This window comes from Floridaenema flaviceps BLCC-F50 (assembly GCF_041929275.2).
Taxonomy (GTDB): domain Bacteria; phylum Cyanobacteriota; class Cyanobacteriia; order Cyanobacteriales; family Aerosakkonemataceae; genus Floridanema; species Floridanema flaviceps.
In genome coordinates this window covers 2044057-2069279 of record NZ_JBHFNR020000001.1, presented here as the reverse complement: position 1 = coordinate 2069279, position 25223 = coordinate 2044057, and the positions used below count along the sequence as shown (strand labels likewise).

Here is a 25223-nt window from a genome sequence, read left to right as displayed (position 1 = left end):
GCAATATGAACTATATTTTATCTAACCACGCTCAAACAGAAATAGAACGACGAAGAATTCCTATTTCTTTAGTAGAATCTGTTTTAGCCAACCCTCAACAAATTGTTTCTGAAAAAGAAGGGCGCAAAGCTTATCAATCACAAGTTGACTTTGGCGGTAGTAGAAGATTTTTACTCCGCGTTATAGTAGCAGATGATGTACAACCAATGGTTGTAATAACAGTTTATCGAACCAGCCGAATACAGAAATATTGGAGACAATCATGAAAATTACTTACGATCCTGAAGTAGATGTTATGAGAATCATCTTTAACAATTCCCCAATTGAAGAAAGCGATGAAGAAAAACCAGGATTTATTGTTGATTATGATCAAGATGGAAATGTTGTCGGATTAGAAATATTAGATGCTTCTAAACGAATGGATAACCCTCGTTCTGTTGAGTATTCTATTCCAAAATGAACCCTAGAAAGGTTAACGGGAAACAGATTTAATGGCTACGCTTACAGCCCACCTGCGATTCAAATCGCAGGCTAATAGCGAAAGTCCGTTCAAACGGACTGATATCATGTCCTTTTGATTACCTATAATGTAGAGACGTTATATATAACGTCTCTACAGGGTGTTGGAAAAAGGATATTATGACCGATCAAACATAATATGAAATATTTTTATTCAGTCCATTTTAATGGACTTTAGCTATTAGCCCGGAAATTGATTTCCGGGCGGGCTGAAAAATCAAACCATTATGATTAATTCCCCAAACTTACCGGAACCACAAGCATAGTAATTCCCTGTCTACCAACAACCTTAACAAAATCATCAGGAAAAACAATAACATCACAATTAGAATGATAAAATCGAGCAGGCCAATAACTACCCAAACACTTAACTCTTCCCGGCAGATTTTGAGTAATAGTCTTTTCCACCGTTCCCATTAACGCTTCCGAAAACATCTCAACATTTTCCGGCACAAATAAATTTACCACTGATTACCTCCCTCAGAACATTTGGGGTAACAGAATCTAATTTGCACCATCAAACCAACCTTAACCAGAGGAGTTCCCGAAGTTAAGCAAGAAGATAAGCTGTAGTAAAGTCAACTTGGCAAATTCAGCACCAACAAGCATTCCAGACACCAGCAAATCTATAACAACAAAATTAACCATTAGCTTAACTTCCTTAACTTCGGGATAACATCCTTATCTTCCTACCCTTAAACTAAAATCAAACAAATCCCCAAATTTCCCAATTCGTGAAAACCGACTCCCTCTTCTACCGCCTATTCCAAACTTTCCCCAGCATCTTCTTTGAACTAATCAACCGTCCCCCAGAAGAAGCAAACAACTATCAATTCTCATCAGTTGAAATCAAACAAACCGCCTTTCGCATTGACGGCGTATTTCTCCCCGCAGCAGGCGAAGAAAACCCAATATACTTTCTCGAAGTTCAGTTTCAACCCGACTCAGAATTCTACTCTCGCTTTTTCGCCGAAATCTTTTTATACTTGCGTCAAAACAAGCCCGAAAATGACTGGCGTGCAGTAGTTTTATATCCCAACCAAAACACAGACACCGGAGATATCAAACATTACCGCGAATTTTTCACCAGTCAACGAGTCAGACGTATTTATCTAAATCAACTGGGAGAAATAGCAGAACAATCTATTGGTGTTGGAACTATCAAATTAGTCATTTCCCCAGAAGAAAACGCCGTAGAACAAGCAAGAAATCTGATAAATAAAGTCAGGTCAGAAATACCTGATGAACTAACCCAGACCCAAGTATTACAATTAATAGAGACTATATTGGTCTACAAGTTACCAAACAAGAGTCAAAAGGAGATAGAAGCAATGTTTGGATTAAGTGAATTAAAGCAAACAAGAGTCTATCAAGATGCTTTCCAAGAAGGTCGTCAAGAAGGTGAAATAGCAACCAAATTAGCAACAGTACCCCGGTTGTTAGCATTGGGGTTAACTGTCGAACAAATAGCACAGGCGTTAGAGTTGGATATAGAAGAAGTCAGGAAGGCGGCGCAACTGGAATCTTCTAATTAAAACTGGGAGTGAAGCGATACGCCTACGGCAGGCTACGCCAACGCACTTTCCTAAAACAATCGGCATTAAATTTTGTTAAGATTGTTTCGACCTGTTTTATTGCTGCACCGATCGAGCGGCGAAAAACCCCTTGTTTTAACTTCCTGGAGACTTCTGAATGCTGCGACTCGAACATATTAGTAAAATTTACCCCACAGGCGAGGTTTTGAAAGATGTCAACTGGGAAGTCAAGCCAGGGGATAGAATCGGTTTAGTTGGTGTCAATGGTGCGGGTAAATCTACCCAACTCAAGATTATCACCGGAGAAATTGAACCGACATCTGGCGAAATCATTCGTCCCGCAAGTTTACATATAGGATATCTCACCCAAGAATTTGAAGTAGACCCTAGCCGCACAGTTAAAGAAGAATTTTGGCGTGCTTTTGGGGAAGCAAATGATGTGCATGAAGCTTTGTCAGAAGTGCATCGGAAAATGGAAACTGCGACCCCAGAAGAGTTAGATAAACTTATTCACGAAATGGATAGGTTTCAAAGGAAATTTGAAGCTTTAAATGGTTATGTTTTAGACGCGCAAATTGATAAGATTTTGCCAGAATTAGGTTTTGAACAGGGGGATGGCGATCGCTTAGTTAGCGCTTTTAGTGGCGGTTGGCAAATGCGAATGAGTTTGGGGAAAATCCTACTACAAAAACCCGATGTGTTACTGTTAGACGAACCGACAAACCACTTAGATTTAGAAACAATTGAATGGTTGGAAAATTATCTGAAAAGTTTAACAACTCCAATGGTAATTGTATCACATGACCGGGAGTTTTTAGACCGTCTTTGTACGCAAATTGTGGAAACTGAACGGGGAGTTTCTACTACTTATTTAGGTAACTATTCCAACTATTTGCTGCAAAAAGCCGAAAATCAAGAAGCGCAACTATCAGCTTACGAACGTCAGCAAAAGGAATTAGAGAAGCAGCAAGCATTTGTCGATCGCTTCCGCGCCAGCGCCACTCGCAGCACCCAAGCAAAAAGCCGAGAAAAACAATTAGAAAAGATTGAAAAAATCGAAGCACCCACAGGTTCTTTGAGAACATTGCATTTTCGTTTTCCCCCAGCACCTCGTAGCGGTCGGGAAGTAGTAATTATCAAAGATATGGTGCATACTTATGATGATAAGATTCTGTTTTTAGGAGCAGAATTGTTAATTGAAAGAGGCGATCGCATAGCATTTTTAGGCCCCAATGGTGCTGGTAAATCTACACTATTGCGTTTAATTACAGGGTTAGAACAACCCACCGAAGGAACAGTAAAACTAGGCGCACATAACGTAATTCCCGGTTACTTTGAACAGAATCAAGCCGAAGCATTAGACTTAACAAAAACCGTCATGGATACAATTCATGATGAAGTACCAGAATGGAAAAACGAAGAAGTTCGCACTTTGTTAGGTCGTTTCTTGTTCAGCGGTGACACAGTATATAAACAAGTTGGTGCATTAAGTGGAGGAGAAAAAGCGCGACTAGCTTTAGCAAAAATGTTGTTACGTCCAGCTAACTTACTAATATTAGATGAACCGACAAACCATTTAGATATTCCTGCTAAAGAAATGTTGGAAGAAGCATTGCAAAACTATGATGGAACCGCTATTATAGTTTCGCACGATCGCTATTTCATCTCCCAAGTTGCTAACAAAATTGTCGAAATTCGCGATGGAGAATTCCGCGTTTATCTAGGAGATTATCACTATTACTTAGATAAAATTGCCGAAGAAAAAGAACAAGCGAGATTAGCAGCAATTGAAGCGGAAAAAGCAGCTAAAAAAGCCGAAAAAGCAGCTAAAGAAGCAGCTAAAAAAGCAGCAGCTAAACGCAAATAAACTTTCAGGAAACTGGTGAAATTGAAGTTAAAGCACGAAGTAAAATCTCTTCTAGGACTTACGCAAGTGTCACAAGACCTAAAGAATTTTTGAGGTACGTTGTTGCGCTTCAGCGCCAAAGAAAGGCGCTGAAGCGCAACAACGTACCTTTTCTGCTGTTTCGTAAATTTATAGCGATCGCGCTAAAATAGCCGCAAAACCCGACCTACCATCATGAGGATTATGCTTAGTGCAACTGTCACCGAAACTGGACAAATTACCCTGCCTCAAGAAATCCGCGATCGCCTAAAACTCGTTAGCGGCAGTAAAATTAACTTTATCATTGATGAAGACGATTATAGTTATCTAAGGATGGGGCGGGCAGGATGCCCACCCCACAATAAAGCTGTAATTCTTGTGGGGCGGGCAGGATGCCCACCCCACAATAAAGCTGTAATTCTTGTGGGGTGGGCATCCTGCCCGCCTTGGTTTTCACGCTAAAAACTTACTGAAGTTGCTGCATTTTTTCGCGCAAAATTTCCGCTTGTTTCTCCGCTTCCGCCAAAGCATCCTTATCAGCTTGGACAACTTCAGGAGAAGCATTCGCCACAAAAGCTTGATTATTCAACCTTGCTGAAAGTGATTGAATATTCTTCTCAATTTTGCTCAATTTCTTCTCTAACTTGCTGCGTAAAGCTGCAATATCTACCACACCAGTTAAAGGAACAATTACCTGAACAGTACCAACAACGCCAGTAGTTGATTGTCCAACATCCTCATTTAAACTAGGAGTAATAGTTAGTTTTTCCACCTTCGCCAAATCTTGAATGTAAGTCTCGCCTGATGTGAGAATTTGGCGTTCTTTTTCACTTTCGCTTTGCAAAATTGCCGTCACTTTAGTTGATGGTTTAATATCAGCATCAGCGCGTAAATTGCGAATTGTGCGAATCGTGTTAATTAACAAATCAAAATCTGCTTCCAACTCAGAATTAATCAGATTTGGATCTACTTTCGGAAACTCTTGTAACGCTAAAGATGCTGAATCATCAGCTTGAGTGAGACTGTGCCAAATTTCCTCAGTTATGTGAGGCATGAAGGGATGAATTAATTTTAAAGTCCCTTCCAAAACAAAAGCAAGAGTTTGTTGAGCAACCTTTTTAGAAGTCGCATCAGCATCTTTTTGCAGACGAGATTTGACTAACTCAATATACCAATCGCAGAACTCACCCCAGAAGAAATCGTAGAGTGTTTTTGCTGCTTCACCTAAACCGTAATTATCGATATATTGAGTAGTTTGCTGCACCACCTGATAGTATCGGGAGAGAATCCAACGGTCAGATAATTCTAGGGACTGGGGACTGGGGACTGGGGACTGGGGACTGGGTTCTAATCCCTCTAAATTCATCATTACGAAGCGGGAAGCATTCCACAATTTGTTGGTGAAATTTCGGGAAGCTTCTACTGCTGAAGACTCACCTTTTTTGCGATCGTAATCTAAGCGAATATCTTGACCTGCGCCAGCTACTTGCCGTACCAAAGTATAGCGTACTGCATCAGTTCCATACTTATCAATCAAATCCAAAGGATCGATACCATTTCCCTTAGTCTTAGACATTTTTTCGCCATTTTCATCTAAGACTAAACCGTGAATATAAACATCACGGAAAGGCATTTTTCCTGTGAAATAAGCTGCCATTAAAGTCATTCTGGCAACCCAGAAAAAGATGATGTCAAAACCAGTAACTAGCGTACCTGTCGGATAATAAAATTCTAAATCCTCTGTTTTTTCGGGCCAACCTAAAGTAGAAAAAGGCCATAAACCGGAAGAAAACCAAGTATCTAAAACATCTGGGTCTTGTTCTATTTTGACATTTTCGCCAAACTTAGCTTTAGCTTTTTCCCAAGCTTCTGCTTCCGTGTAGGCGACAACAAAAGGCGTATTATCTGTGATTTCGCCATTCGTTTCGCTGATAGCATACCAAGCGGGAATTTGATGTCCCCACCATAATTGACGAGAGATACACCAATCCTTTAATTTTACTAACCAATCGCGATAGACTTTAGTCCAACGATGGGGAACAAAATTGGGGGAATTTTGTTCATCTAAGAATTTTAACGTTGTTTCACCGAGAGATTGAATTTTGACAAACCATTGAGTTGAGAGGAGAGGTTCGATCGGGGCTTTTCCGCGATCGCTAAATGGTACACTATGCTTGTACTCCTCAATCTTCACCAAAAACCCATCTTCCTCCAACCGTTTCACCACATTTTCCCGTGCCTTAAAACGGTCTTGACCTTGGAACGGCCCCGCATTTTCGTTAAGCGAACCGTCCTTATTCATAATATTAATAAACGGCAGATTGTGACGCTGACCCATTTCAAAATCATTCGGGTCATGTGCCGGAGTTACCTTAACACAACCAGTCCCGAAACTAGCATCAACCAACTCATCAGCAATAATCGGAATTTCCCGATTCATAATAGGTAGAGTTAGAGTTTTGCCAATCAAATGTTGATAGCGTTCATCCGACGGATTAACTGCAACAGCAGTATCACCCAGCATAGTTTCCGGTCGAGTAGTTGCGACTTCCAAATAACCCGAATTATCAGTTAGTGGATAACGGAAATGCCATAAATGACCGTTTACTTCCTTATTTTCCACTTCCAAATCTGAAACCGCAGATTGAGAAACTGGGCACCAGTTAACTAAATAATTGCCACGATAAATCAAACCATCATCATAAAGGCGAACGAAAGCTTCAATAACCGCCTTCGTTAAACCCTCATCCATTGTGAAACGTTCCCGCGACCAATCAACCGAGATACCCAAACGGCGCATCTGGTTAACTATTGCACCCCCGGAATTATTTTTCCATTCCCAAGCGCGTTCTAAAAATGCTTGACGACCGAAATCAAAGCGGGTTTTTTTCTCTTTTTTAAATTCCTTATCCAGCATGGTGTGAACTGCGATGCTGGCGTGGTCAGTTCCGGGAACCCAAAGAGTATTGTAACCTTGCATTCGATGGTAACGGACGAGAACATCCATGAGAGTTTGTCCGAAAGCGTGACCCATGTGGAGACTACCCGTAACGTTGGGTGGGGGAATGACCATGCTGTAGGATTTTCCGTCGTTTTTGGGGTCAGCTTTAAAGGTTTGGTTTTCTGACCAGAATGTTTGCCACTTAGATTCGGTGGAAAAGGGGTCGTATTGGGGGGGGAGGTTTAGTGTCATTGGTTAAGGGATTCGCTGTTTCTTGTAAAATTTTGCCATAGGGAGAGGGGGGAAGAGTTTTTTTGAACCGCAAAGGACGCAAAGGACGCAAAGAAAGAGAAGGAGAGAGAAAAGGATGAGGCAACCAAGTCAAGAAGTGGAGCAGCTGGCTTATGCTGTAATTGGGGCAGCGATCGAAGTACATCGACTATTAGGGCCAGGGTTTTTAGAGGCAGTTTATGAGGAGGCTTTAGCTGTAGAATTTGACTTGCGAGGAATACCTTTCAAGCGTCAAGTGGTTTTTGCAGTCCACTACAAGGGTCAAGAAGTTGGCGAAGGCAGATTAGATTTTTTAGTGGGAAATAACTTAATTGTTGAATTAAAAGCCTTGGAAAACGTACCTCCGATACAACAAGCAAGAGTAATTTCCTATCTTAAAGCAACCAAACACCCTCTTGCCCTTCTAATCAACTTCAACGTCCAAATACTCAAAGACGGCATTAAACGCATAGTCCTCTCCTCCTAATCCTTTTCTTCCTTCTTCTTCTTTGCGCTCTTTGCGTTCTTTGCGGTTCAAAAAAAACTCTTTAAACCTTCGCCAAAGGACTTATCGGCTTAACATCCGCATTCAGACCTACAAAGTATAACTCAATATTCAAATCCGGGTAACGCTCCCGAATCTCCCAATAAACCCTACTCAAATACTCCCGATGCACCTGCAACTCCAACTCTGCATCCTTACTCAACTCAGGACTAACTTTATCAGCAAAAGCCGCACAATCTTGATGATCCAAAATAATCACCTTTTGAATATGATGCAACCGATAAGATAACTCTAACTGATCCCAAAAAGCTTGAGCATCTGCCGGATGAGGCAGACCACTTAAAGCTAAAGAACTACCTGCCAAAGCAGTTAAATCATACTGATTCCCCAAGTTATTTAAAGATAAAAAATAACGTTCTGCTTCCAAAATCCGAAAATCAATGCAACTGAGCACTAAAGCTTTCGCGGTTTTTTGGGCTAAAGCTGGTCGAGTAACACCTAAAATACCTAACGAAAGCGCCCCTGGTAAGATCGATCGCACAAACCAACGACGACTCATCGAACAATCGCAACTACACTTCATGATAAAATTCAGCCATAAGGCTTTTGTCTATCTGGGTAAACTCTGTTTACGATTATCAAGCAAATGTGAGAACTTTATTTATATAATCTCAAAAAGCTAAAACTATGGGACTTTTTGACCAAATACTCAACGCAGTTAATGACCCTAACTTGCAAGCTAATGCAGGTCAACTGGCTAACATTTTTAATAGCGTCCAACAAGTACAAAACAACCAAGGTACTGATAATTCTACAATGCAATCTGCTTTGTCGGGTGTTGGTAGTTTGGTGCGTTCTGCTTTACAGGAAAAGCGTGCTGAAGGTGGTAATCAATTAGTTGAAAGTATCATTAATCAATTTGCTGGAACTTCTCCCAATCCTTCCGCTGTTAATGCTTTGTTTGGTTCTCAGTGGGAATCTGTCGCAGATGTAGTTTCGCAAAGAACGGGGATCGATCGCAATACCATCCTCCAACTTCTCCCCATGTTAGTTCCTCTAGTACTCAATTTCCTCCAAGCTGGTAACAATACCCAAAATCCCCAAGGTGGAAATCCTGTAGTTAATAATTTCCTCGATGCTGATGGCGATGGCGATGTTGATATCGCTGATGCGATGCAAATGGCTGGTCGCTATTTCGGATAAGATTAGGTACGTTGTTGCGCTTTAGCGAAGACAGCGCAACAACGTACCTTTTAACCTTCTGTACCTCGATCGATCTTTGCGATTTCCGCCTCAGTTAATGTTACTTCCAACGACCGCACTGAGTCCTCAATACTAGCAACTTTACTCGCCCCAGGTATCGGCAAAACACAAGGCGATTTGGCTCTTAACCATGCTAAAACAATACAATATACTGATACTCCTTTTTCAGTTGCTAGGTCTGCGATCGCTTCTACATCTTCTAAACTACCAACTCTCCGACTCCCACCCAAGGGGCTCCAAGGTAAAAACGTTAAACTCTCTCTCTCACAATATTTCAACACTCCATCAATTTCTGGTAAGCGATACCAAGGATTAAATTGATTCTGCACCGAAACAATTTCTACTATCTCACGCGCCTGTTTAATTTGCTCAACTGAAAAGTTAGAAACACCAACAAATTTAATTAATCCTTCGTCTACAGCTTCTTTTGCTACTTTCAGCGATTCTTTAATACTATACTCTGGATCTGGTGCGTGATATTGCCATAGATCGATCGCTTTCCCCCCACCCAAAGCTGCAAAACTTTCCCTAATTGTCTTCCTTAAATGCTCAGGATTCCCATTTCTTGTCCATGCACCATTCGGGCGCATCAATCCGCCCTTAGTAGCAACAATTACATTACTAATATCACCAGGATATTCGCTTAATGCTTTAGCAATTAGTTTCTCATTGTGATGTTTATCTGTTTCATCTTTACAATAAGAATCCGCTGTATCAATGAATGTAATTCCCAAGTCAAGGGCACGATGTATGACTTGAATTGATTGCGATTCAGGCGGTCTGCTGCTTAAAGACATTGGCATTCCACCTAGACCGATCGCACTTACACTAACATTACTCTTTCCCAGGCGTTTTGTTTCCATCACTTGACCTTGGCTGCACCTTTAAATTATAGGTTACTCCAATCTCAGCTTTATTAAAGTATTTCTGGTATCATATCTTCTTCTGAGTTTAACTCAATATTCTCTATTTCTTGTAAAGTTTGCCAACCAGCTTGCCACATTGTCCGATCTTTCAGCGCTTTAGCATTAATCCAAAACCGCACGTTTGGATCGCAGGAAGCTACCATCTCAGCAAATACCCATTCCCCTTGGTTTTTGCGATTTACTACTTGAAAATGTCTCCAACCCCAAGTTTTTTGTAAAGCTGTCCATTTGGAACCAACTAAATGAGGAAACTTCTGCTTTTTCGCCATTTTTTAACTTTATCTGTCTTCAGATAGTGTGTATTTCCTAATACTAATTCTAGGCTGAAAACGTATGTTATTGGTTGAAAATAATTATGGCTGAGACACCTAAACAGCCGGGATACAAAGAAAATGTTGATGCTCCTCCTAAAATGGATATGGATCGTGTAGTAGACCCCAGAGATTTAGTTCGCACTGGTAACATTCCCGACAACCCCAAAGAACTTCTCTCTAATCCCGGTTTTGCCCCGCAAATGATTAATGAAGGTGAAAATTTGCGGGGAGATTTGCGAGAAGATGAATAACAAATTTTGCATAATTATTAATTGCTAAAACAATAGCTTTTCTTCTCTTCTGCCCTCTGTCCTCTGCCTTCTGCCTTCTGCCTTCTGCCTTCTGCCTTCTAAAATAGCTTGATGCCTGCTGAAGTTTTCTGAGAACAAAAAAAATCAGCAGGCATCAATTAAAACTTGCTTCAGTTTAGAACAAACCGAGAGTTAAAGATTTGTCGATCGGGAAAATTGCCCCAATACCTAGCCACAGAGTTACCAAAGTACCAAATAAAAATACTGCGGTTGCTACTGGACGACGGAAGGGGTTTTGGAATTTGTTGACGTTTTCAATGAAAGGCACCAAAATCAAACCTGCTGGTACCGCACTCATCAGCAATACACCTAGCAGTTTGTTAGGTACTGTACGCAAAATTTGGAATACGGGCCACAAATACCACTCTGGCAGAATTTCCAAAGGTGTGGCAAAAGGATCGGCAGGTTCGCCCACCATTGCGGGGTCGAGAACTGCTAAACCGATACACAATGCGATCGTACCCATAATTACGATCGGGAAAGTGTACAACAAATCATTAGGCCAAGCTGGTTCACCGTAATAGTTGTGACCCATGCCTTGAGCTAGTTTTGCACGTAATACGGGATCGCTAAGATCCGGTTTCTTTTGTATGGACATCTTTAAAAAGTGCGCTCCTCTGTTGAGAAATCAAAAAACAGCAGTTAACTTCTGATATTACAAGGGGCCAGAAATACCTTGCTTGCGAATCATCAGGAAGTGTAGCAGCATAAATACCGCAATCACCCAAGGCAGCACAAAAGTATGAGCACTGTAATAACGAGTTAGGGTAGCTTGACCAACACTAGAACCACCACGTAACAAGTCAGCAATCAATACACCAACTACGGGAATCGCTTCGGGTACACCACTAACGATTTTTACCGCCCAATAACCAATTTGATCCCAAGGCAAGGAGTAACCAGTTACACCAAAGGAAACTGTGGTGACAGCCAAAACCACGCCTGTTACCCAAGTTAATTCCCGGGGCTTTTTGAAACCACCAGTTAAATAAACTCGGAAAACGTGCAGAATCATCATCAGCACCATCATACTCGCAGACCAACGGTGGACGGAACGAATTAACCATCCAAAGTTGACTTCATTCATGATGTACTGCACCGAGGAAAATGCTTCGGTAACAGTTGGCTTGTAATAGAAGGTCATAGCAAATCCAGTGGCGAACTGGATCAAAAAGCAAACTAAGGTAATCCCACCCAAGCAATAAAAAATATTTACGTGGGGAGGTACATACTTGCTGCTTATATCTTCGTCAAGTGCTTGAATTTCCAGGCGTTCCTGGAACCAGTTATATAATGTCGAGTCCTTTGCCTGCTTACTAAACATGAACCAAGAGTTCCTAATCTCACGTATTGCTGATGTCGCGTTTCCCAATCTCCTGCTTTGAGGATGGGTTTAATTAAAAGCCAACCTTTGTCTGCTTTAGGGATAAAAATATTTGCCTCTTAGAACTGTAAGGCAAATACAGCCCGTGTTTAATTTTATGCAGGTTGTTAGCTCAGTTGAGCATTGTCTTCTCGATCCTTTAGAAAAGGATGAGCTTTGCTACGCTCTCACTTCTATTAAAAAAAGTAACATAGTCGGTCATTGGTTTTCATAATTTCCCCAGCGGATTTGGGCAGGGCAGGGGGGCAGAGGGGCAGGGGAGCAGGGGGGCAGAGGGGCAGAGGGGCAGAGGGGCAGAGGGGCAGAGGGGCAGAGGGGCAGAGGGGCAGGGGAGTTTTTCCCTAACCCCCAACCCCAACCCCCTAACCCCTTCCCAGTCCCCAGTTCCTAGTCCCTAGTACCTACCGTCTTCTACCAAAGCCACCGCTGCGGCTACCGAAGCCAGAGGTGCTGCGAGAGCGCCCACCGCTGCCGAAGCTGGAGGTGCCACTAGAACTAGGTGCAGATTTACCTGATTGTCTCAGGGTACTGGAACCGAAACCAGAACCAGTGGCTCTTTGTCCGGGTGTGGTGCTTCTTGGGCGATCGAATGTACCACTCCCAGAAGGATAATTTCTCAGTGAACCTGTGGTACGGATATAAGCTGGGCGATTTCTTACTGCCGCAGGTGGTTGGTTATACCGTTGTTGGTAGCTAGTGGTAGCTTGGCTGTAGGTATTGCCATATCCACCGTAACCAGTCATTACGGACATTCCTGGTTGATAAACTGGTGGTACGTAGTATCTCGGTGCAAACAACATATTGCCGACTAAGTTACCTGCTACTGCACCTGCAAATGGTGCCCAGAAACCACCGCTTTCTTGACGGACTATTACGGTTTGAGGTTGTCCAGTTTGCGGATCGGGACGGGTTTCCGTGACTGCGCGGATATACTCAATTTTGAAGTCTTCGGGAATATGTAAGGATGTTTGACCGTTGTTGTCTACCTTCAGGTAACTCTTTTTGCCAGCGGAAATTTCCTCTGGTGTGAGTTGCGCCATTTGTAAGTCTGTGGTGCGGAAGTTGGCGGGTGTTCCAGGCGGCGTGTTGAGCAACATCAGGCTATATTCGCCGTTGGCATCGTTGTATCTTGCCTGTTGTACGGGGTATTCTCCGGCACTGATTTTGCTGGAAACTGTTCTTGCAGGATAGTTCTGATTTCCTACTGGTGTGTTGGAAACTGTGTTTCCACCGCCGCAAGCGACGGTTGTCCAACACAAGGTTAATGAGAGAAAGAGTACAGTGATTTTACGCAGTGTCGATCGATTGATATTCATGCTGTTTTCAGGAACTTCGATTTGTGGTTAATCACTCTCTAGAGCTTAGTAAGAGCTTAATAAAATTTGCTTCCAACTTTCAAATATATATCTATAGAGGGATGAGTTCTGGATAATTTTCCAATATTTGATCGTCGGTTAGTTCATCACTTAATCTGGCTGGAGACCAATGAACTTGGATGGCTCTTAGAGTCCTTTGATGATGTAAATTAATCAGAGCTTTTAAACCAGCTTTGAGAGCGTTAATCTCAGCAAGATCTGTTTCTAATTGAGGTACTTCACCTTCAAATGCTACTGTAATCATAACAATTAAGTTACGAGTGACTGGTATGGATAATGGTTCGGTTTGTCCTACCTGTTCATTCGTGTATGAGTCACTTTTGTAACGTTGAGCCGAGTCGGTAAATAAATAATTTACTTCATCGCCTGCTTCCCCTTCGTCCCAAAATACGTTTCCTTCATTGGCTGCCGATCGCCAATATACGTCATTTCGTAATAGACTTAGGCAAATTTCTTCTAATCCTTCACCTAAGACATCAATCTCACCTTCGGCATCGATTGCGTCTCTACCAACTTGATTGAGTACGCCGATTAATGGGGCGACTTCATCACCTGCTAAATGAATGAAAATCCGACTGACAACAAAGCGGGTGCGCCCCATCATTTTGTTCATGCGATCGCGCATATTGCTCATCACTTCACTTCACTTCACAACTACAGTGCCTTTAAGCTTATTTTAAATTATTTCCTCTGCCATTACTTCTTTATTAGCTATGAGGAAAGTTTTTCACAAAATTTGATAGAATACTACTTTCTGGTAAAGTGTATTTCACCGATTTAATGGAAGTAAATTCATCAGCATCGACAAAGTTAGAGGATTTTGCCCAATGTTTGCCAAAGTTAGGATGATTATATACTGGCAATGTTTGATCGCTTGAATTGCATAAAACTGTTTGAGTTGGAGCCTGAAAAAATTTCAATCTTTTGGGAATCCTTAAACCAGGTTTCATTAATTTTATCTGAAATTTCTGGCCTAGATCTGCTGTCAAAACCTCAGCAGTTTTTTTAATCCTTGTTTTATCTTTATTTTGGAAAATATTAAGATTATCAGATTGTAACATTTGCAAAAACCGCACAATATTTTTTTGAGTTTCTTCACTATCTACAAAAGGCAATATAGCGGCGAATGCAGCACAAAATAATTGCTCGTCGTTTGCCATTGCAAAAGTTAACATGGTGCGACGATGACCAACTTTGATGGTTGGTGGTTGGGATAAAGGTGGGTATTTTTGCGCTATTTTATGGTAGGCATTGGCTAAAACGATGTGAGATTCATGGTCTAGGGGAGCGTCGATGATGATTTGAATTGTGGGTAATGTTTGATGAAAAAACTTTCTTACGTCTTCGGGACTGAGGCGACGAATTTGTGTGCGATCGCCATCAGGACTCAAATCTAACCACTCACAAATTATCCCCTCGGTTTTTAACCCAAATCGAGATACAGAATGCAGTTTTGCGCCCGTTAAATTTGCTCCAGATAAATTAGCTTCAGTCCAATCAGCATACATTAATTTTGCTTCTCTTAAATCAGCATGAACCAAACTAGCATTGTATAAGTTAGCATTAGTTAAATCTGCTCCTGTTAAGTTAGCACCACTTAATTTAGCATCGCTTAAATCAGCCCAACGCAAATTGGTTCCGCGCAAATCTACCCAGCGCAAATTTGTTCCACTTAAATTTGCGCCACTCAAGTTACAAAAACTCAAATTTGCTTGTTTAAATTCAGCGTTTGTCGCATTAGCACTACTTAAATCGGCTCTACTTAAATCTGTACCTTGCAGATTTGCTCCTTCTAAATTAGCGGCGATTAAAGAAGCACCCCTCAAGTCAGCAGAACTCAAATTAGCACGACTCAGGTTAGATTGTCTCAGTCTTGCTTCTCTAAGATTGGCATTATTGAGGTTAGCACCTGTGAGATTCGCTCTACTAAATTCAGCCCGAATTAATTCGGCTCTAATTAAGGTGGCTTCTACTAATTCTGCATCGCCTAAATTAGCCAAAATTAGATTGCTGACGTTGAGAATAGCATAATTCAAGTTAGCTTGAGATAAATCTGCTCCACTGAGCCTAGCCACATTCAACTTAGCGTAGCTTAGATCTGTTCTACTCAAATTTGCCCGACTGAGATTGGCGATACTTAAGTTGGCTTTACTTAAGTTTGCATCACTCAAGTTAACTCCGCTTAATTGCGCTTCACTTAGATTAATTGCTGCAAAGTTACGTTCTCCATTTGCGTATCTGCTGAGTAATTCTTCTATTTCCATCTGGCTACCTTGCCATCAAACTGGGGACAATTGAATTAACTGAATCATTGGAGTTATGTACTCCTAACTCTTATTTTAATTAGGGATTACAAAAAATCCCTAATTTGATTATGAATTTAGAGATAAGAATTTCTCAGGAAATCAAAAATTAAATTTAGCGGTGGTAGCACTAATTTTGTATCCGGTATTTTATCTGGTAAGGTTTCCCACACATTATTCATAACAAAGCGTTTTCCGAAGTTAAAATCTTGATAAATATTTAAAGCTTGTTCGCTAGAGTTAGTCAGGGTAATTTGTGTAGGAGCTTTAAAGAATTCAATTTGACTGATGTTTTTACTTAAGTATTTTCTGGGATCGATATCTTTGATACTTTCACTGGTTTGATTGATGTGATTAGTAATTTTTTCTAATTCAATCCTCTCGGATTCTAGTAACAAATACTCCTCGGCTTGTTTCTGGATCGATCGCAATATTGAAATAATATTTTGTTGAATTTTTTTACTATTGGCAAAGGGAGAAACAGCTAAATAAGCACTAATAAATAGCTGTTCGTCGCTATCAATTCTTAAGATAATGGTAGTTTTTCTTTCGCCAACCTCAATACTAGCGGGACGGGCAAAGCTAGAGTATTCTTGGGAAATTTGATAATAACTTGCGGCTAAATTAAAGTTAGCTTCCTGATTTAAAGAAGCATCAACAATAATCCGAATTGTTGGGGATGTTTGATGAAAAAATCTGCTAGCTTCTTCGGCATTTAAACGATAAATTTGCGATCGATCTCCTTCAGGACTCAAATCCACCCACTCACAATTTATCCCTTCGCTTTTAATCCCAAACCGTGACACCGCATAGAGTTTAGCCCCTGTCAAATTTGCCCCAGTTAAATCTGCACCAATCCAATCTACCTGAATTAAATTAGCTTGAGATAAATCCGTATGCACCAAACTAGTATTCATTAAATTGGCATTACTTAAATCTGCACCGCTTAAATTTGCGCCGCTGAGTTTCGCTTCACTAAGATTCGCCCACCGTAGATTTACACCGCTTAAATCCGCCCATCTTAAATTCGCTCCCCGCAAATCCGCCCCCGTCAAATTCGCCATGCCTAAATTCGCTTGTCTGAGTTCTGCACCACGTAAATCTGTACCGCTTAAATCTGCTCGGCTCAATTCCGCACCATGTAAATTAACTTGTTGTAAATTAGCTCCTGTTAAACTCGTTCCCCGCAAATTGGCTTCACTTAAATTTGCTCCTCTCAAGTTAGCTAATCTGAGCCTAGCTTCTCCTAAATCTGCTCCGGTAAGATTAGCTTCAGTCAAATTAGCGCCACTCAGTTCCGCCCTAATTAATTCTGTGCGAATCATTGCAGCTTGAAATAAATCCGCTTCCCGCAAGTCAGCCCTAGCCAAATTAGCTACATTCAGAATTGCTCCAGATAAATTTGCTTGTGTCAGATTCGCGCCACTGAGCCTCGCTACATTAAGTTTTGCTTGGTTAAAATTAACTCTGCTGAGGTTGGCTCCACTGAGATTTGATATACTCAGATTCGCTTCGCTCAAATTTGCTCCGCTTAAGTTGATTCCACTTAAGTTCGCTTCCGTTAAGTTAATTCCCGTGAAATCACGGACTCCTTGGGCATATTTATTTAAAAATTCTTCTACTTCCATAAGACTTCCTTAGAAACACCCAAATTTAACCGATAAAAATTTGTTTTGGGTTTTGCCCATAGCAAAATTAGTTAACTGCTGATGAATATTGGCATTTTAGACCCAGGATTAGAGGCTAAACTGATATGTCACTACATTTTGCACCTATTTCCTGTTGTGGGGAATGGATGAAGATAATTTCTCCTTAAATATAGAAGTTCTTTATACTTCTAGTTTCCCTATTAGGGGAGAGGCTAGTACAGCATCTTTTATGTTCATCTGTCAATTGTTACCCTGGAGTCTATCGTCAGCTAAGATTTCCTGTAAGCTGGAACTATTCATTATATATATCGACTGTATATGTCCTTCTACGCTCAACTAAAAGAATTCATATTGGGTGAATCTTTACCAACTAGCGCTCACGCGGAAGAACGATTAAGTAAAGCCGCTGCGTTAGCAGTACTTTCTTCAGATGCTCTCTCGTCAGTTGCTTATGCTACTGAAGAGATTTTACTGGTTTTAGTGGCTGCGGGTAGTGGGGCGCTGAGTTGGTCTTTGCCGATCGCCTCTGGAATCGTTATCCTACTGGTGATTGTGGTCATGTCCTATCGTCAGACTATCCGCGCTTACCCTAAAGGCGGTGGCTCTTATATCGTGGCTCGTGAGAACCTGGGTTTATATCCGGGATTAGTCGCAGCTGCTTCCTTAATGATTGATTATATCCTCACGGTAGCGGTGAGCGTTTCTGCGGGAACGGCAGCTTTAACTTCTGCAATTCCTGCTTTGCAAAATTTCACAGTAGAACTGTGTTTGATTTTTGTATTTTTGATCATGGTAGCGAATTTGCGGGGAGTGCGCGAATCAGGTCGGATATTTATGATTCCTACCTATACATTTGTCGTCTGTATTTTTATCCTGTTGATTATCGGGTTTTATCAAAAATTAACTGGTCATATTCCCCAAAGTTATCCGGTTATTCCCGCACAAGAATCACTTAGTTTGTTTTTTGTTTTGCGAGCTTTTGCGGCGGGTTGTACGGCTTTAACTGGAGTTGAAGCGATTTCTGATGGAGTTTTAGCTTTTAAACCACCGGAATGGAAAAATGCTCGGAAGACATTATTATATATGGGCGAAATTCTGGGAATTATGTTCTTGGGAATTACGCTTTTAACTAATGCTTATCACATTGCTCCAGAGTCAGGACAAACGATAATCTCTTTATTAGGAAGGGAAATTTTAGGATATAATAATCCGTTTTATTACTTTATCCAAATTGCTACTTTATTAATTTTACTTTTAGCGGCAAATACGAGTTTTGCTGATTTTCCTAGACTGTGTTACTTTTTGGCACGGGATGGATTTTTACCCCGACAGTTGGCTTTGTTGGGCGATCGCTTAGTCTACTCCAATGGGATAATTTTTCTCAGTATCTTTGCCGCAATTGTAATTGTTGTTTTCCGGGGACAAGTCAACGCTGTGATTCCTTTATATGCGGTGGGTGTGTTTACTTCTTTTACTCTTTCCCAAGCGGGAATGGTACTCCATTGGTTTAAAGAAAAGACATCGGGATGGAAAGCAAGTTCTTTAATGAATAGCTTGGGCGCATTAGCTACTACATTAGTTTTAGCAGTAATAGTATCAACTAAGTTTTTTCTGGGCGCTTGGTTAGTTGTCGTGGCAATTCCTTTAGTGGTAATTCTCTTCATCAATATTCACACTCACTATGAATTTGTCGCCGAAAGATTAAGTATTCAAGGATTTGCACCTAGCAATTATTTTCTTCGTCGTCCCAAAGGAGAAACGATCGCTCATCCCACAGTAGTAGTAGTTGGTCAATTGCATCGAGGTACACTTGAGGCGTTAGATTATGCCCGGAGTATAGGAGATGAAATTGTCGCCATTCATGTGGATATTGGTAACACCGATCAAGAAAAATTGCAGGAAAGATGGCAAACTTTAGAAGCAGATATTCCCTTGGTAATTCTAGATTCGCCTTATCGTTCTGTGATCTCTCCCATTGTTCAGTTTGTCGATGAGTTTGAAAACAAACATGAGGGTCTTTTATCAACGGTAATTATTCCCGCTTTTGTGACGCGCAATTGGTGGGAAAATTTATTACATAACCAAACAACTTTATTTCTGAAGTTGGCTTTAAGGGCGAAAAAAGGTAGAGTAGTGACTACAGTACGATATTTCTTGTAATTAGATTAGAAATGAATATTGGAATTGTTGGGTTAGGTTTAATTGGTGGTTCTTTAGCGTTAGATTTGCGATCGCTTGGTTATCAAGTTTTGGGTGTCAGTCGGCGCGAGTCAACTTGTCAAAGGGCGATCGATCGAGGCATTGTTGATGATGCTAGCGTGAATCTGTCACTTTTAGCCGCAGCTGATGTAGTATTTATTTGTACACCTTTAGATTTAATTATTCCCACAATTGAACAATTAATTCCCCATCTTTCGCAACAAGCAATTGTAACTGATGTCGGTTCGGTTAAATCGCCAATTGTAGCAGAAGCAGCTAAAATTTGGCCCAATTTTATCGGCGGACATCCAATGGCGGGAACTGCGGAAAGTGGAATAGAGGCGGCGCAATCTAATTTATTTGTTGGCAAACCTTACGTATTAACTCCGGTAGAAAATAGCACGCCAGAATCAGTAAAAATAGTTGGGGAAATTGTGCGATCGCTCCAAGCTAAATTTTACCTTTGTCGTCCCGAAGAACATGACAAAGCAGTGGCTTGGATTTCCCATTTACCAGTGATGATAAGTGCAAGTTTAATTAGTGCTTGCTTGAGTGAAACTGATGCTAATGTATTGGAATTATCCCACAATTTAGCTAGTTCAGGATTTCGGGATACCAGTCGGGTAGGGGGTGGAAATCCCGAATTGGGAGTGTTGATGGCAACCTATAATCAAGAGCAATTGTTGCGATCGCTCTTTTCCTATCGCCAAACTCTCGACCAAATAATTACCCATATCCAACAAGGAGACTGGAGTTCTTTAACAGATACACTACTAAAAACCCAGCAAGCTAGACCTGAATTCTTAGCATCCAAGGATCTTTGACCAAAGAAAGGCTCCAAGGCAGAAGCGCAAAAAACGTTGCCCGTCCCTAAATTTGTTTACGGGAAAAAATTGCCATTAAATTGACACACACTTGTAATCAAAGTGTCACACTCAATATCTAGAATCAAAAACGTAAAGCAAAACAGTCTACTACTACTAAAGATAAGTCTTATGGAGTGTCTCCGGATCAGAAGTTACTACTTACGAGATTAAGAACTATTGCCAACCCACAACAGAAAACACCACAGTTGAAGTTTCAGGAGAATTAGAAAAAATGGAAATTAAAGATACCAAACCTAACAATCAAGGAACTAAGAAATTTGCTATGCCCAGGGTATTCACTTATTTGTCGTTAGTGCTATTAGGATCGGGAATTAGCTTGGCAGGTAGCAATTTATTATCACAAAGTAATCTGCCCTCTCAAGCAACGGATAAATCAGTTACCTCAAACCTCGTAGCCCAATTACCATTTAATTCTGATAGCAATTTTGTCACTAGTGTAGTGCAGAACGTCGGACCTGCAGTAGTGAGAATTGATTCTTCCAGAAGCGTGAGTACGAGAATGTCGAGAGGTATGGAGGAAGATCCGTTTTTTGGGCAATTTTTCGGTGGTCGCGGAATGCCACAAATGCCACGATCGCGCCAAGTCAGCGAAACTGGTTCCGGTTTTATTATCAACTCTGACGGTCACATTTTGACTAACGCCCACGTTGTTTCCGGTAGTGACACCGTGAGAGTTACCCTGAAAGATGGTCGCGCTTTAACAGGTAAAGTGTTGGGTGCAGACTCGGTGACTGACGTAGCAGTGATCAAAGTTGATGCTAAAGACTTGCCGACAGTGAAGCTGGGTAACTCTGATAGTTTAAGACCGGGAGAATGGGCGATCGCGATCGGCAACCCCCTTGGTTTAGATAATACCGTCACCACAGGAATTGTCAGCGCCACAGGTCGCAGCAGTCGTCAAGTCGGCGTTCCCGATCAAAGAGTTAGCTTTGTGCAAACAGACGCAGCCATTAACCCAGGTAATTCTGGTGGGCCACTGTTAAACGCTTCTGGGGAAGTAATTGGGATCAACACAGCCATTATTCAAGGTGCCCAAGGCATTGGTTTTGCCATCCCAGTCAACACCGCGAAAAGCATTGCTAACAAGCTAATTTCTGACGGCAAGGTGCAACATCCTTACTTAGGCGTTCAGATGGTAGACTTGACTCCTGAGATTAAGCAAAATATTAACAGCGATCCCGAACTCAATTTGAACGTCAATGAAGATGATGGCGTGTTAATTGTCCGAGTCATGCCAAGTTCCCCAGCCGAAAGAGCCGGGTTACGTTCTGGTGATATTATCAGCAAAATCAACAATCAATCGGTGAAAGATTCTAACTCTGTACAACAGGCAGTAGATGCCAGCAGTGTTGGTGCTCGTTTGCCAATGGAAGTGCGTCGCAATGGGCAGAATGTTGATTTAGTTGTGCAACCTGGTGCTTTGCCTAATAGACAGCAACAGCAACAAGAATAAGGAAAGCTAAAGAACACAAATGAGTAAATTAACGTAAATTTGTTTCTTGGGATAGGTGTTTGGCCTATCCCTTTTGTATGATTAAGGAGGAAGCCATTCTAACTATTAACGCTTTCAGGGAATTTGTGGTGTACCTATTTAGATATCTGGAAAACCGATCGAGATCTTTTTTAATCGGGTTAAGTATTTTACTCGTAATTGCGATCGGGGTTATTGATTACCTAGTCTCACCTGATATTGCTTCAATATTTTTTTTGATTCCTGTGGCTTTAGTTAGTTGGTTTGTCAGTGAAAAATTTGGTATATTAATATCTTTTGCTTGCGCTACAGTTTGGTTTTCAATTCATCAATTAAAAGGCGAAATTACCTTAGCGAATTATCTCCCTTATTGGAATGCTTTCATCCGGTTAGCCTTCTATTTGACAGTAAACTATCTGCTTGCGGAATTACATAACACCCGGGAAAGAGAAAGTAAATTAGCCAGAACTGATGAAATAACTGGTGTGGCTAATCGAAAATTATTTACTGAATTGGCTAGCATGGAGTTGAAGAAGTCGCGGCGTTATGGTCATCCTTTCACAGTAACTTATATCGATTTAGATAATTTTAAAAATATTAATGATTACGGTGGTTATAAAGTTGGCGATCGGGTTTTACAACTAGTAGCCCACACCATCAAAAATACCGTGCGAGAAACTGATATTGTGGCTCGAGTTGGTGGGGATGAATTTATTATTTTACTGCCTGGATTAGCTTATGAACCTGCTCAAATAGTTATTAATAGAGTCCGCAATGTACTTTTAGAGGTTATGGAAAAAAATCTTTGGCCTGTAACTTTTAGTGTCGGCGCTATTACTTATATTAATTGTCCAGAAACCGTTGATGAAATTATCGAAAAGGCTGATTATTTAATGTATGTTATTAAGAATAAAGGTAAAAATACTACTGAGCATATTACGGAAATTTGACTTAAGATTATGACTTTTACAACATTTTCTAATTAGGACTTATACCAAATCTGGGTTAAGTATCCCCTATATAATAGGGCGGTTTCAACCGCGTCTACACAAAACTTAGTCCGCGAAGGCGGACTAAAGAATCATACCAAATCCGGTTTAGTTATCCCCCATATATTCTCCCTCTTTCCTCTGTGTCCTGGAGCGTCCTGGAGCGGTTCATTATTAATTAAGAGTTGGGAAATAAGTAGGCAATGGCTAACATTCCACAAAAGCTGAGAAAAGCTATGGAAAATATGGCTAAAAATGTTGATAGCATAATAAATAGTAAATGAAAATTGTAATACCAAGAATTAGTGAAAAATAAAATCTCACATTCTTAAATTAGCAAATAAATGTGACAGCGTGATGATTTTTCTGTGTCAAAGTTATGACTTAAGCTAAAGGTAGAAAGAAGCGAAATGTACTACCTTGACCAAGTTTGCTTTCTACTTCAATTCGACCGCCTTGTAATTCTATTAAGCGGCGAGAGATGGCTAAACCTATTCCAGTTCCTCCAGAATATCTTGCTCTGGAACGATCGGCCCGCCAAAAACGCTCAAATACATGAGGTAAATCTTCTGGGGAAATTCCAAGTCCTGTGTCAATTACAGCAATCCAAAGTTTACCAGGTTCACTCCAAACCCGCAAGGTAATTGTACCTTGGCTTGTGTAGCGAACGGCGTTTCCTAAGAGGTTGACTAAAATTTGTTCTACACGATCGATATCTGCTAATACTAAAGGTAATTGTGCCGGACATTGCAGACGTAAAACAGGGCCATCTTCTAATAATTGGTCTGCAAATTTTTGCACTAATGACTCAATTAAAGGTCGCAAATTCACAGGTTGTAAACTAATTGGTAAGTATCCAGCTTCGGCTTTGGAAAGTTCCTGTAAATCATTAACTAATCTTTCTAAGCGCTTGGTTTCTCTAGCTAATTGCTGGTAAATTTCTGGTGATGGTTCTATTGTACCATCTGCAAGTTCTTCTAAATAACCGCGAACTACTGTTAATGGTGTGCGTAATTCATGTGATAAGTCACTAACTAATTCTCGACGGCGTACTTCCACACCTTCAAGACTGGAAACCATTTGATTAAAACTACTTCCGAGTTGATTTAGTTCAGGAATTTCTAAGGAAGGTACTCGTTCATCTAAGTGCCCAGTGGCAAATTTTTGGGTAATTTCTTCCATTTGATTTAATGGTTGGACGATGCGCCGAGATACCCAATAACTTAATGCGCCCGCAGCAGTAGCGCCAGCTAAAACTGACCAAAATGTACTCCGACTCCAAGCAATTTCAAATCCTTGAATTAGCCTAGTTCGGGCGTAACGTATTTGGTAGCCGTCTCCTTCTAGTTGTTGTAAATGAAGAATAAATATTCTGGGTGAGGATATTTTTCCAATAATTACTAAGCTGATTACTCCTACCATCATTACTAGGAGGTGAGAGAGAAATAAACGCGATCGCAACCCAACTTTGGTCATTCGATTTTAAATTTCAGATTGATTCTACAGATAAATTTAGCAAGTTTTAACCGGGATCTTCAAATTTGTAACCTACACCAATTACTGTTTTAATAAACGTAGGATTTGCTGGATCTGGTTCAATTTTTTTCCGCAATCTGGCGACGTGAGTATCCACTACTCGTTCATCACCGAAAAAGTCATCTCCCCAAAGTTTATCTATTAATTGAGTACGGTTCCAAGCCCGATTCGGTTGACTAATAAAAGTGCTTAACAAGTTAAATTCTAACGTAGTTAAGTCTAAGGTTTCTGATTCATTAGGATGTAATTGTCGTTGGGCGGTACGTTGATCGATATCAACAGTAAAATGAGGGGTTCGGTAGACTAAACTGTTGCCTCCTTGTCGCAAACTGCGCCGCAATAATGCCCGAACTCTAGCAACTAATTCTCTGGGACTAAAAGGTTTAACTAAGTAATCATCTGCGCCTGTGGATAGGCCGATTACGCGATCGATCTCTTCACCTTTAGCAGTTAACATTAAAATATAAGGGTCTTTTGGCCCCGGTTTTTGGCGAATCCGGGCGCAAACTTCCAACCCATCTAAACCAGGTAACATTAAATCTAAAATAATTAAATCTGGTTGCTGCTGTTGAAAAGTTTGCAAGGCACTCAATCCGTCCCGGCTTTGTTGACAAGAAAACCCTTCATTTTCCAAAGTTAATTGAATTAATTTGGCGATTTCCGGTTCATCTTCGACTATCAGAATTTCCATTGACCAATTTACCTAAATAAATTTGGTGTTTACCTGTCACATAAACTTTATCTTAGTGTCATCACAAAGACAAATATCTGTGAAACTATTTAATTAATAACTCAAGTTGCTAGTTGCATAGATTGTTGGTTAGATCCCCCCTAACCCCCCTTACAAAGGGGGGAAGCGGATTCAAATTCCCCTTTTGACAAAGGGGGGAAGCGGATTCAAATTCCCCTTTTGACAAAGGGGGGAAGCGGATTCAAAGTCCCCTTTTGACAAAGGGGGGA

General features: G+C 40.9%; 25 protein-coding genes. 12 read left to right on the top strand and 13 right to left on the bottom strand.

Annotated elements, in window-relative coordinates:
• The first annotated feature begins 5 nt into the window (after positions 1 to 5).
• Both ACE1CI_RS09890 and ACE1CI_RS09885 read left to right on the top strand, forming a co-directional pair.
• The gene (locus ACE1CI_RS09890) at positions 6 to 266 is read left to right on the top strand and encodes a DUF4258 domain-containing protein (protein WP_413266504.1); all 261 of its coding nucleotides are present in this window, start codon (positions 6 to 8) and stop codon (positions 264 to 266) included.
• Positions 263 to 460, top strand: a complete 198-nt coding sequence (locus ACE1CI_RS09885; protein ID WP_073592320.1) for a DUF2283 domain-containing protein — start codon at positions 263 to 265, stop codon at positions 458 to 460. The genes ACE1CI_RS09890 and ACE1CI_RS09885 overlap by 4 nt, the downstream gene beginning before the upstream one ends.
• Positions 461 to 750: 290 nt before the next feature.
• Here ACE1CI_RS09885 and ACE1CI_RS09880 read toward each other — a convergent pair whose 3' ends face one another.
• Entirely contained in the window at positions 751 to 987 is a 237-nt protein-coding gene (locus ACE1CI_RS09880) for an NfeD family protein (protein ID WP_413266503.1), read from the bottom strand.
• A gap of 266 nt (positions 988 to 1253) precedes the next feature.
• Here ACE1CI_RS09880 and ACE1CI_RS09875 point away from each other — a divergent pair, with 266 nt between their 5' ends.
• The 3 genes from ACE1CI_RS09875 (at position 1254) to ACE1CI_RS09865 (ending at position 4401) form a co-directional block, all read left to right on the top strand.
• A complete protein-coding gene (locus ACE1CI_RS09875) occupies positions 1254 to 2054 on the top strand; it encodes an Rpn family recombination-promoting nuclease/putative transposase (RefSeq protein ID WP_413266502.1) in 801 nt (266 codons plus the stop codon).
• Positions 2055 to 2211: 157 nt separating this feature from the next.
• The gene (locus ACE1CI_RS09870) at positions 2212 to 3921 is read left to right on the top strand and encodes an ABC-F family ATP-binding cassette domain-containing protein (RefSeq protein ID WP_413266501.1); all 1710 of its coding nucleotides are present in this window, start codon (positions 2212 to 2214) and stop codon (positions 3919 to 3921) included.
• A gap of 222 nt (positions 3922 to 4143) precedes the next feature.
• Entirely contained in the window at positions 4144 to 4401 is a 258-nt protein-coding gene (locus ACE1CI_RS09865) for an AbrB/MazE/SpoVT family DNA-binding domain-containing protein (RefSeq protein ID WP_496615374.1), read from the top strand.
• Between the two features lie 4 nt (positions 4402 to 4405).
• Here the strand turns inward: ACE1CI_RS09865 and ACE1CI_RS09860 are convergent, their stop codons facing one another.
• Positions 4406 to 7132 carry a valine--tRNA ligase gene (locus tag ACE1CI_RS09860; RefSeq protein ID WP_413263979.1) on the bottom strand — a complete coding sequence of 909 codons (2727 nt, stop codon included), beginning with the start codon at positions 7130 to 7132 and terminating at the stop codon, positions 4406 to 4408.
• 115 nt (positions 7133 to 7247) lie between these two features.
• Between ACE1CI_RS09860 and ACE1CI_RS09855 the strand changes: the two genes are divergently transcribed.
• Complete coding sequence (locus ACE1CI_RS09855; protein ID WP_193985537.1) at positions 7248 to 7637, top strand: GxxExxY protein; 390 nt, start codon at positions 7248 to 7250, stop codon at positions 7635 to 7637.
• Between the two features lie 61 nt (positions 7638 to 7698).
• Here the strand turns inward: ACE1CI_RS09855 and ACE1CI_RS09850 are convergent, their stop codons facing one another.
• Positions 7699 to 8214 carry a carbonic anhydrase gene (locus ACE1CI_RS09850; RefSeq protein ID WP_496615373.1) on the bottom strand — a complete coding sequence of 172 codons (516 nt, stop codon included), beginning with the start codon at positions 8212 to 8214 and terminating at the stop codon, positions 7699 to 7701.
• 128 nt (positions 8215 to 8342) lie between these two features.
• Between ACE1CI_RS09850 and ACE1CI_RS09845 the strand changes: the two genes are divergently transcribed.
• On the top strand, positions 8343 to 8858 hold the full coding sequence (locus tag ACE1CI_RS09845) for a DUF937 domain-containing protein (RefSeq protein WP_413263981.1): 516 nt from the start codon (positions 8343 to 8345) through the stop codon (positions 8856 to 8858).
• A gap of 50 nt (positions 8859 to 8908) precedes the next feature.
• Here ACE1CI_RS09845 and ACE1CI_RS09840 read toward each other — a convergent pair whose 3' ends face one another.
• Both ACE1CI_RS09840 and ACE1CI_RS09835 read right to left on the bottom strand, forming a co-directional pair.
• Positions 8909 to 9781 (bottom strand): aldo/keto reductase, encoded by an 873-nt coding sequence (locus tag ACE1CI_RS09840; RefSeq protein ID WP_413263982.1) that lies wholly within the window; start codon positions 9779 to 9781, stop codon positions 8909 to 8911.
• 53 nt (positions 9782 to 9834) lie between these two features.
• On the bottom strand, positions 9835 to 10113 hold the full coding sequence (locus tag ACE1CI_RS09835; RefSeq protein ID WP_413263983.1) for a TIGR02450 family Trp-rich protein: 279 nt from the start codon (positions 10111 to 10113) through the stop codon (positions 9835 to 9837).
• Positions 10114 to 10199: 86 nt separating this feature from the next.
• Here ACE1CI_RS09835 and ACE1CI_RS09830 point away from each other — a divergent pair, with 86 nt between their 5' ends.
• The gene (locus ACE1CI_RS09830) at positions 10200 to 10409 is read left to right on the top strand and encodes a hypothetical protein (protein ID WP_413263984.1); all 210 of its coding nucleotides are present in this window, start codon (positions 10200 to 10202) and stop codon (positions 10407 to 10409) included.
• A 175-nt stretch (positions 10410 to 10584) separates the two neighbouring features.
• Here ACE1CI_RS09830 and petD read toward each other — a convergent pair whose 3' ends face one another.
• The 6 genes from petD to ACE1CI_RS09800 all read right to left on the bottom strand — a co-directional run bounded on the left by petD (position 10585) and on the right by ACE1CI_RS09800 (position 17160).
• Positions 10585 to 11067: a cytochrome b6-f complex subunit IV gene (petD, locus tag ACE1CI_RS09825; RefSeq protein ID WP_413263985.1), complete on the bottom strand. Its 483-nt coding sequence runs from the start codon at positions 11065 to 11067 to the stop codon at positions 10585 to 10587.
• 57 nt (positions 11068 to 11124) lie between these two features.
• Positions 11125 to 11793 (bottom strand): cytochrome b6, encoded by a 669-nt coding sequence (petB, locus tag ACE1CI_RS09820; RefSeq protein WP_413263986.1) that lies wholly within the window; start codon positions 11791 to 11793, stop codon positions 11125 to 11127.
• Positions 11794 to 12254: 461 nt separating this feature from the next.
• Positions 12255 to 13169: a hypothetical protein gene (locus ACE1CI_RS09815; protein ID WP_413266607.1), complete on the bottom strand. Its 915-nt coding sequence runs from the start codon at positions 13167 to 13169 to the stop codon at positions 12255 to 12257.
• Positions 13170 to 13260: 91 nt separating this feature from the next.
• Positions 13261 to 13863 (bottom strand): DUF1517 domain-containing protein, encoded by a 603-nt coding sequence (locus tag ACE1CI_RS09810; protein ID WP_413266608.1) that lies wholly within the window; start codon positions 13861 to 13863, stop codon positions 13261 to 13263.
• A 73-nt stretch (positions 13864 to 13936) separates the two neighbouring features.
• On the bottom strand, positions 13937 to 15493 hold the full coding sequence (locus ACE1CI_RS09805; protein ID WP_496615371.1) for a pentapeptide repeat-containing protein: 1557 nt from the start codon (positions 15491 to 15493) through the stop codon (positions 13937 to 13939).
• A 116-nt stretch (positions 15494 to 15609) separates the two neighbouring features.
• The gene (locus ACE1CI_RS09800) at positions 15610 to 17160 is read right to left on the bottom strand and encodes a pentapeptide repeat-containing protein (RefSeq protein WP_413266605.1); all 1551 of its coding nucleotides are present in this window, start codon (positions 17158 to 17160) and stop codon (positions 15610 to 15612) included.
• A 339-nt stretch (positions 17161 to 17499) separates the two neighbouring features.
• Between ACE1CI_RS09800 and ACE1CI_RS09795 the strand changes: the two genes are divergently transcribed.
• From ACE1CI_RS09795 to ACE1CI_RS09780, 4 genes are all read left to right on the top strand, one after another.
• Complete coding sequence (locus ACE1CI_RS09795) at positions 17500 to 19341, top strand: APC family permease (RefSeq protein ID WP_413266604.1); 1842 nt, start codon at positions 17500 to 17502, stop codon at positions 19339 to 19341.
• 11 nt (positions 19342 to 19352) lie between these two features.
• Positions 19353 to 20204 carry a prephenate/arogenate dehydrogenase gene (locus ACE1CI_RS09790; protein ID WP_413266603.1) on the top strand — a complete coding sequence of 284 codons (852 nt, stop codon included), beginning with the start codon at positions 19353 to 19355 and terminating at the stop codon, positions 20202 to 20204.
• A 274-nt stretch (positions 20205 to 20478) separates the two neighbouring features.
• Entirely contained in the window at positions 20479 to 21720 is a 1242-nt protein-coding gene (locus ACE1CI_RS09785; protein WP_413266602.1) for an HhoA/HhoB/HtrA family serine endopeptidase, read from the top strand.
• Between the two features lie 125 nt (positions 21721 to 21845).
• On the top strand, positions 21846 to 22688 hold the full coding sequence (locus ACE1CI_RS09780; protein ID WP_413266601.1) for a GGDEF domain-containing protein: 843 nt from the start codon (positions 21846 to 21848) through the stop codon (positions 22686 to 22688).
• 423 nt (positions 22689 to 23111) lie between these two features.
• On the opposite strand, the gene ACE1CI_RS09775 is transcribed toward ACE1CI_RS09780, so the two are convergent.
• Both ACE1CI_RS09775 and ACE1CI_RS09770 read right to left on the bottom strand, forming a co-directional pair.
• Positions 23112 to 24203 carry an ATP-binding protein gene (locus tag ACE1CI_RS09775; protein WP_496615370.1) on the bottom strand — a complete coding sequence of 364 codons (1092 nt, stop codon included), beginning with the start codon at positions 24201 to 24203 and terminating at the stop codon, positions 23112 to 23114.
• A 46-nt stretch (positions 24204 to 24249) separates the two neighbouring features.
• Positions 24250 to 24954 carry a response regulator gene (locus tag ACE1CI_RS09770; protein ID WP_413266599.1) on the bottom strand — a complete coding sequence of 235 codons (705 nt, stop codon included), beginning with the start codon at positions 24952 to 24954 and terminating at the stop codon, positions 24250 to 24252.
• Positions 24955 to 25223: the final 269 nt, after the last annotated feature.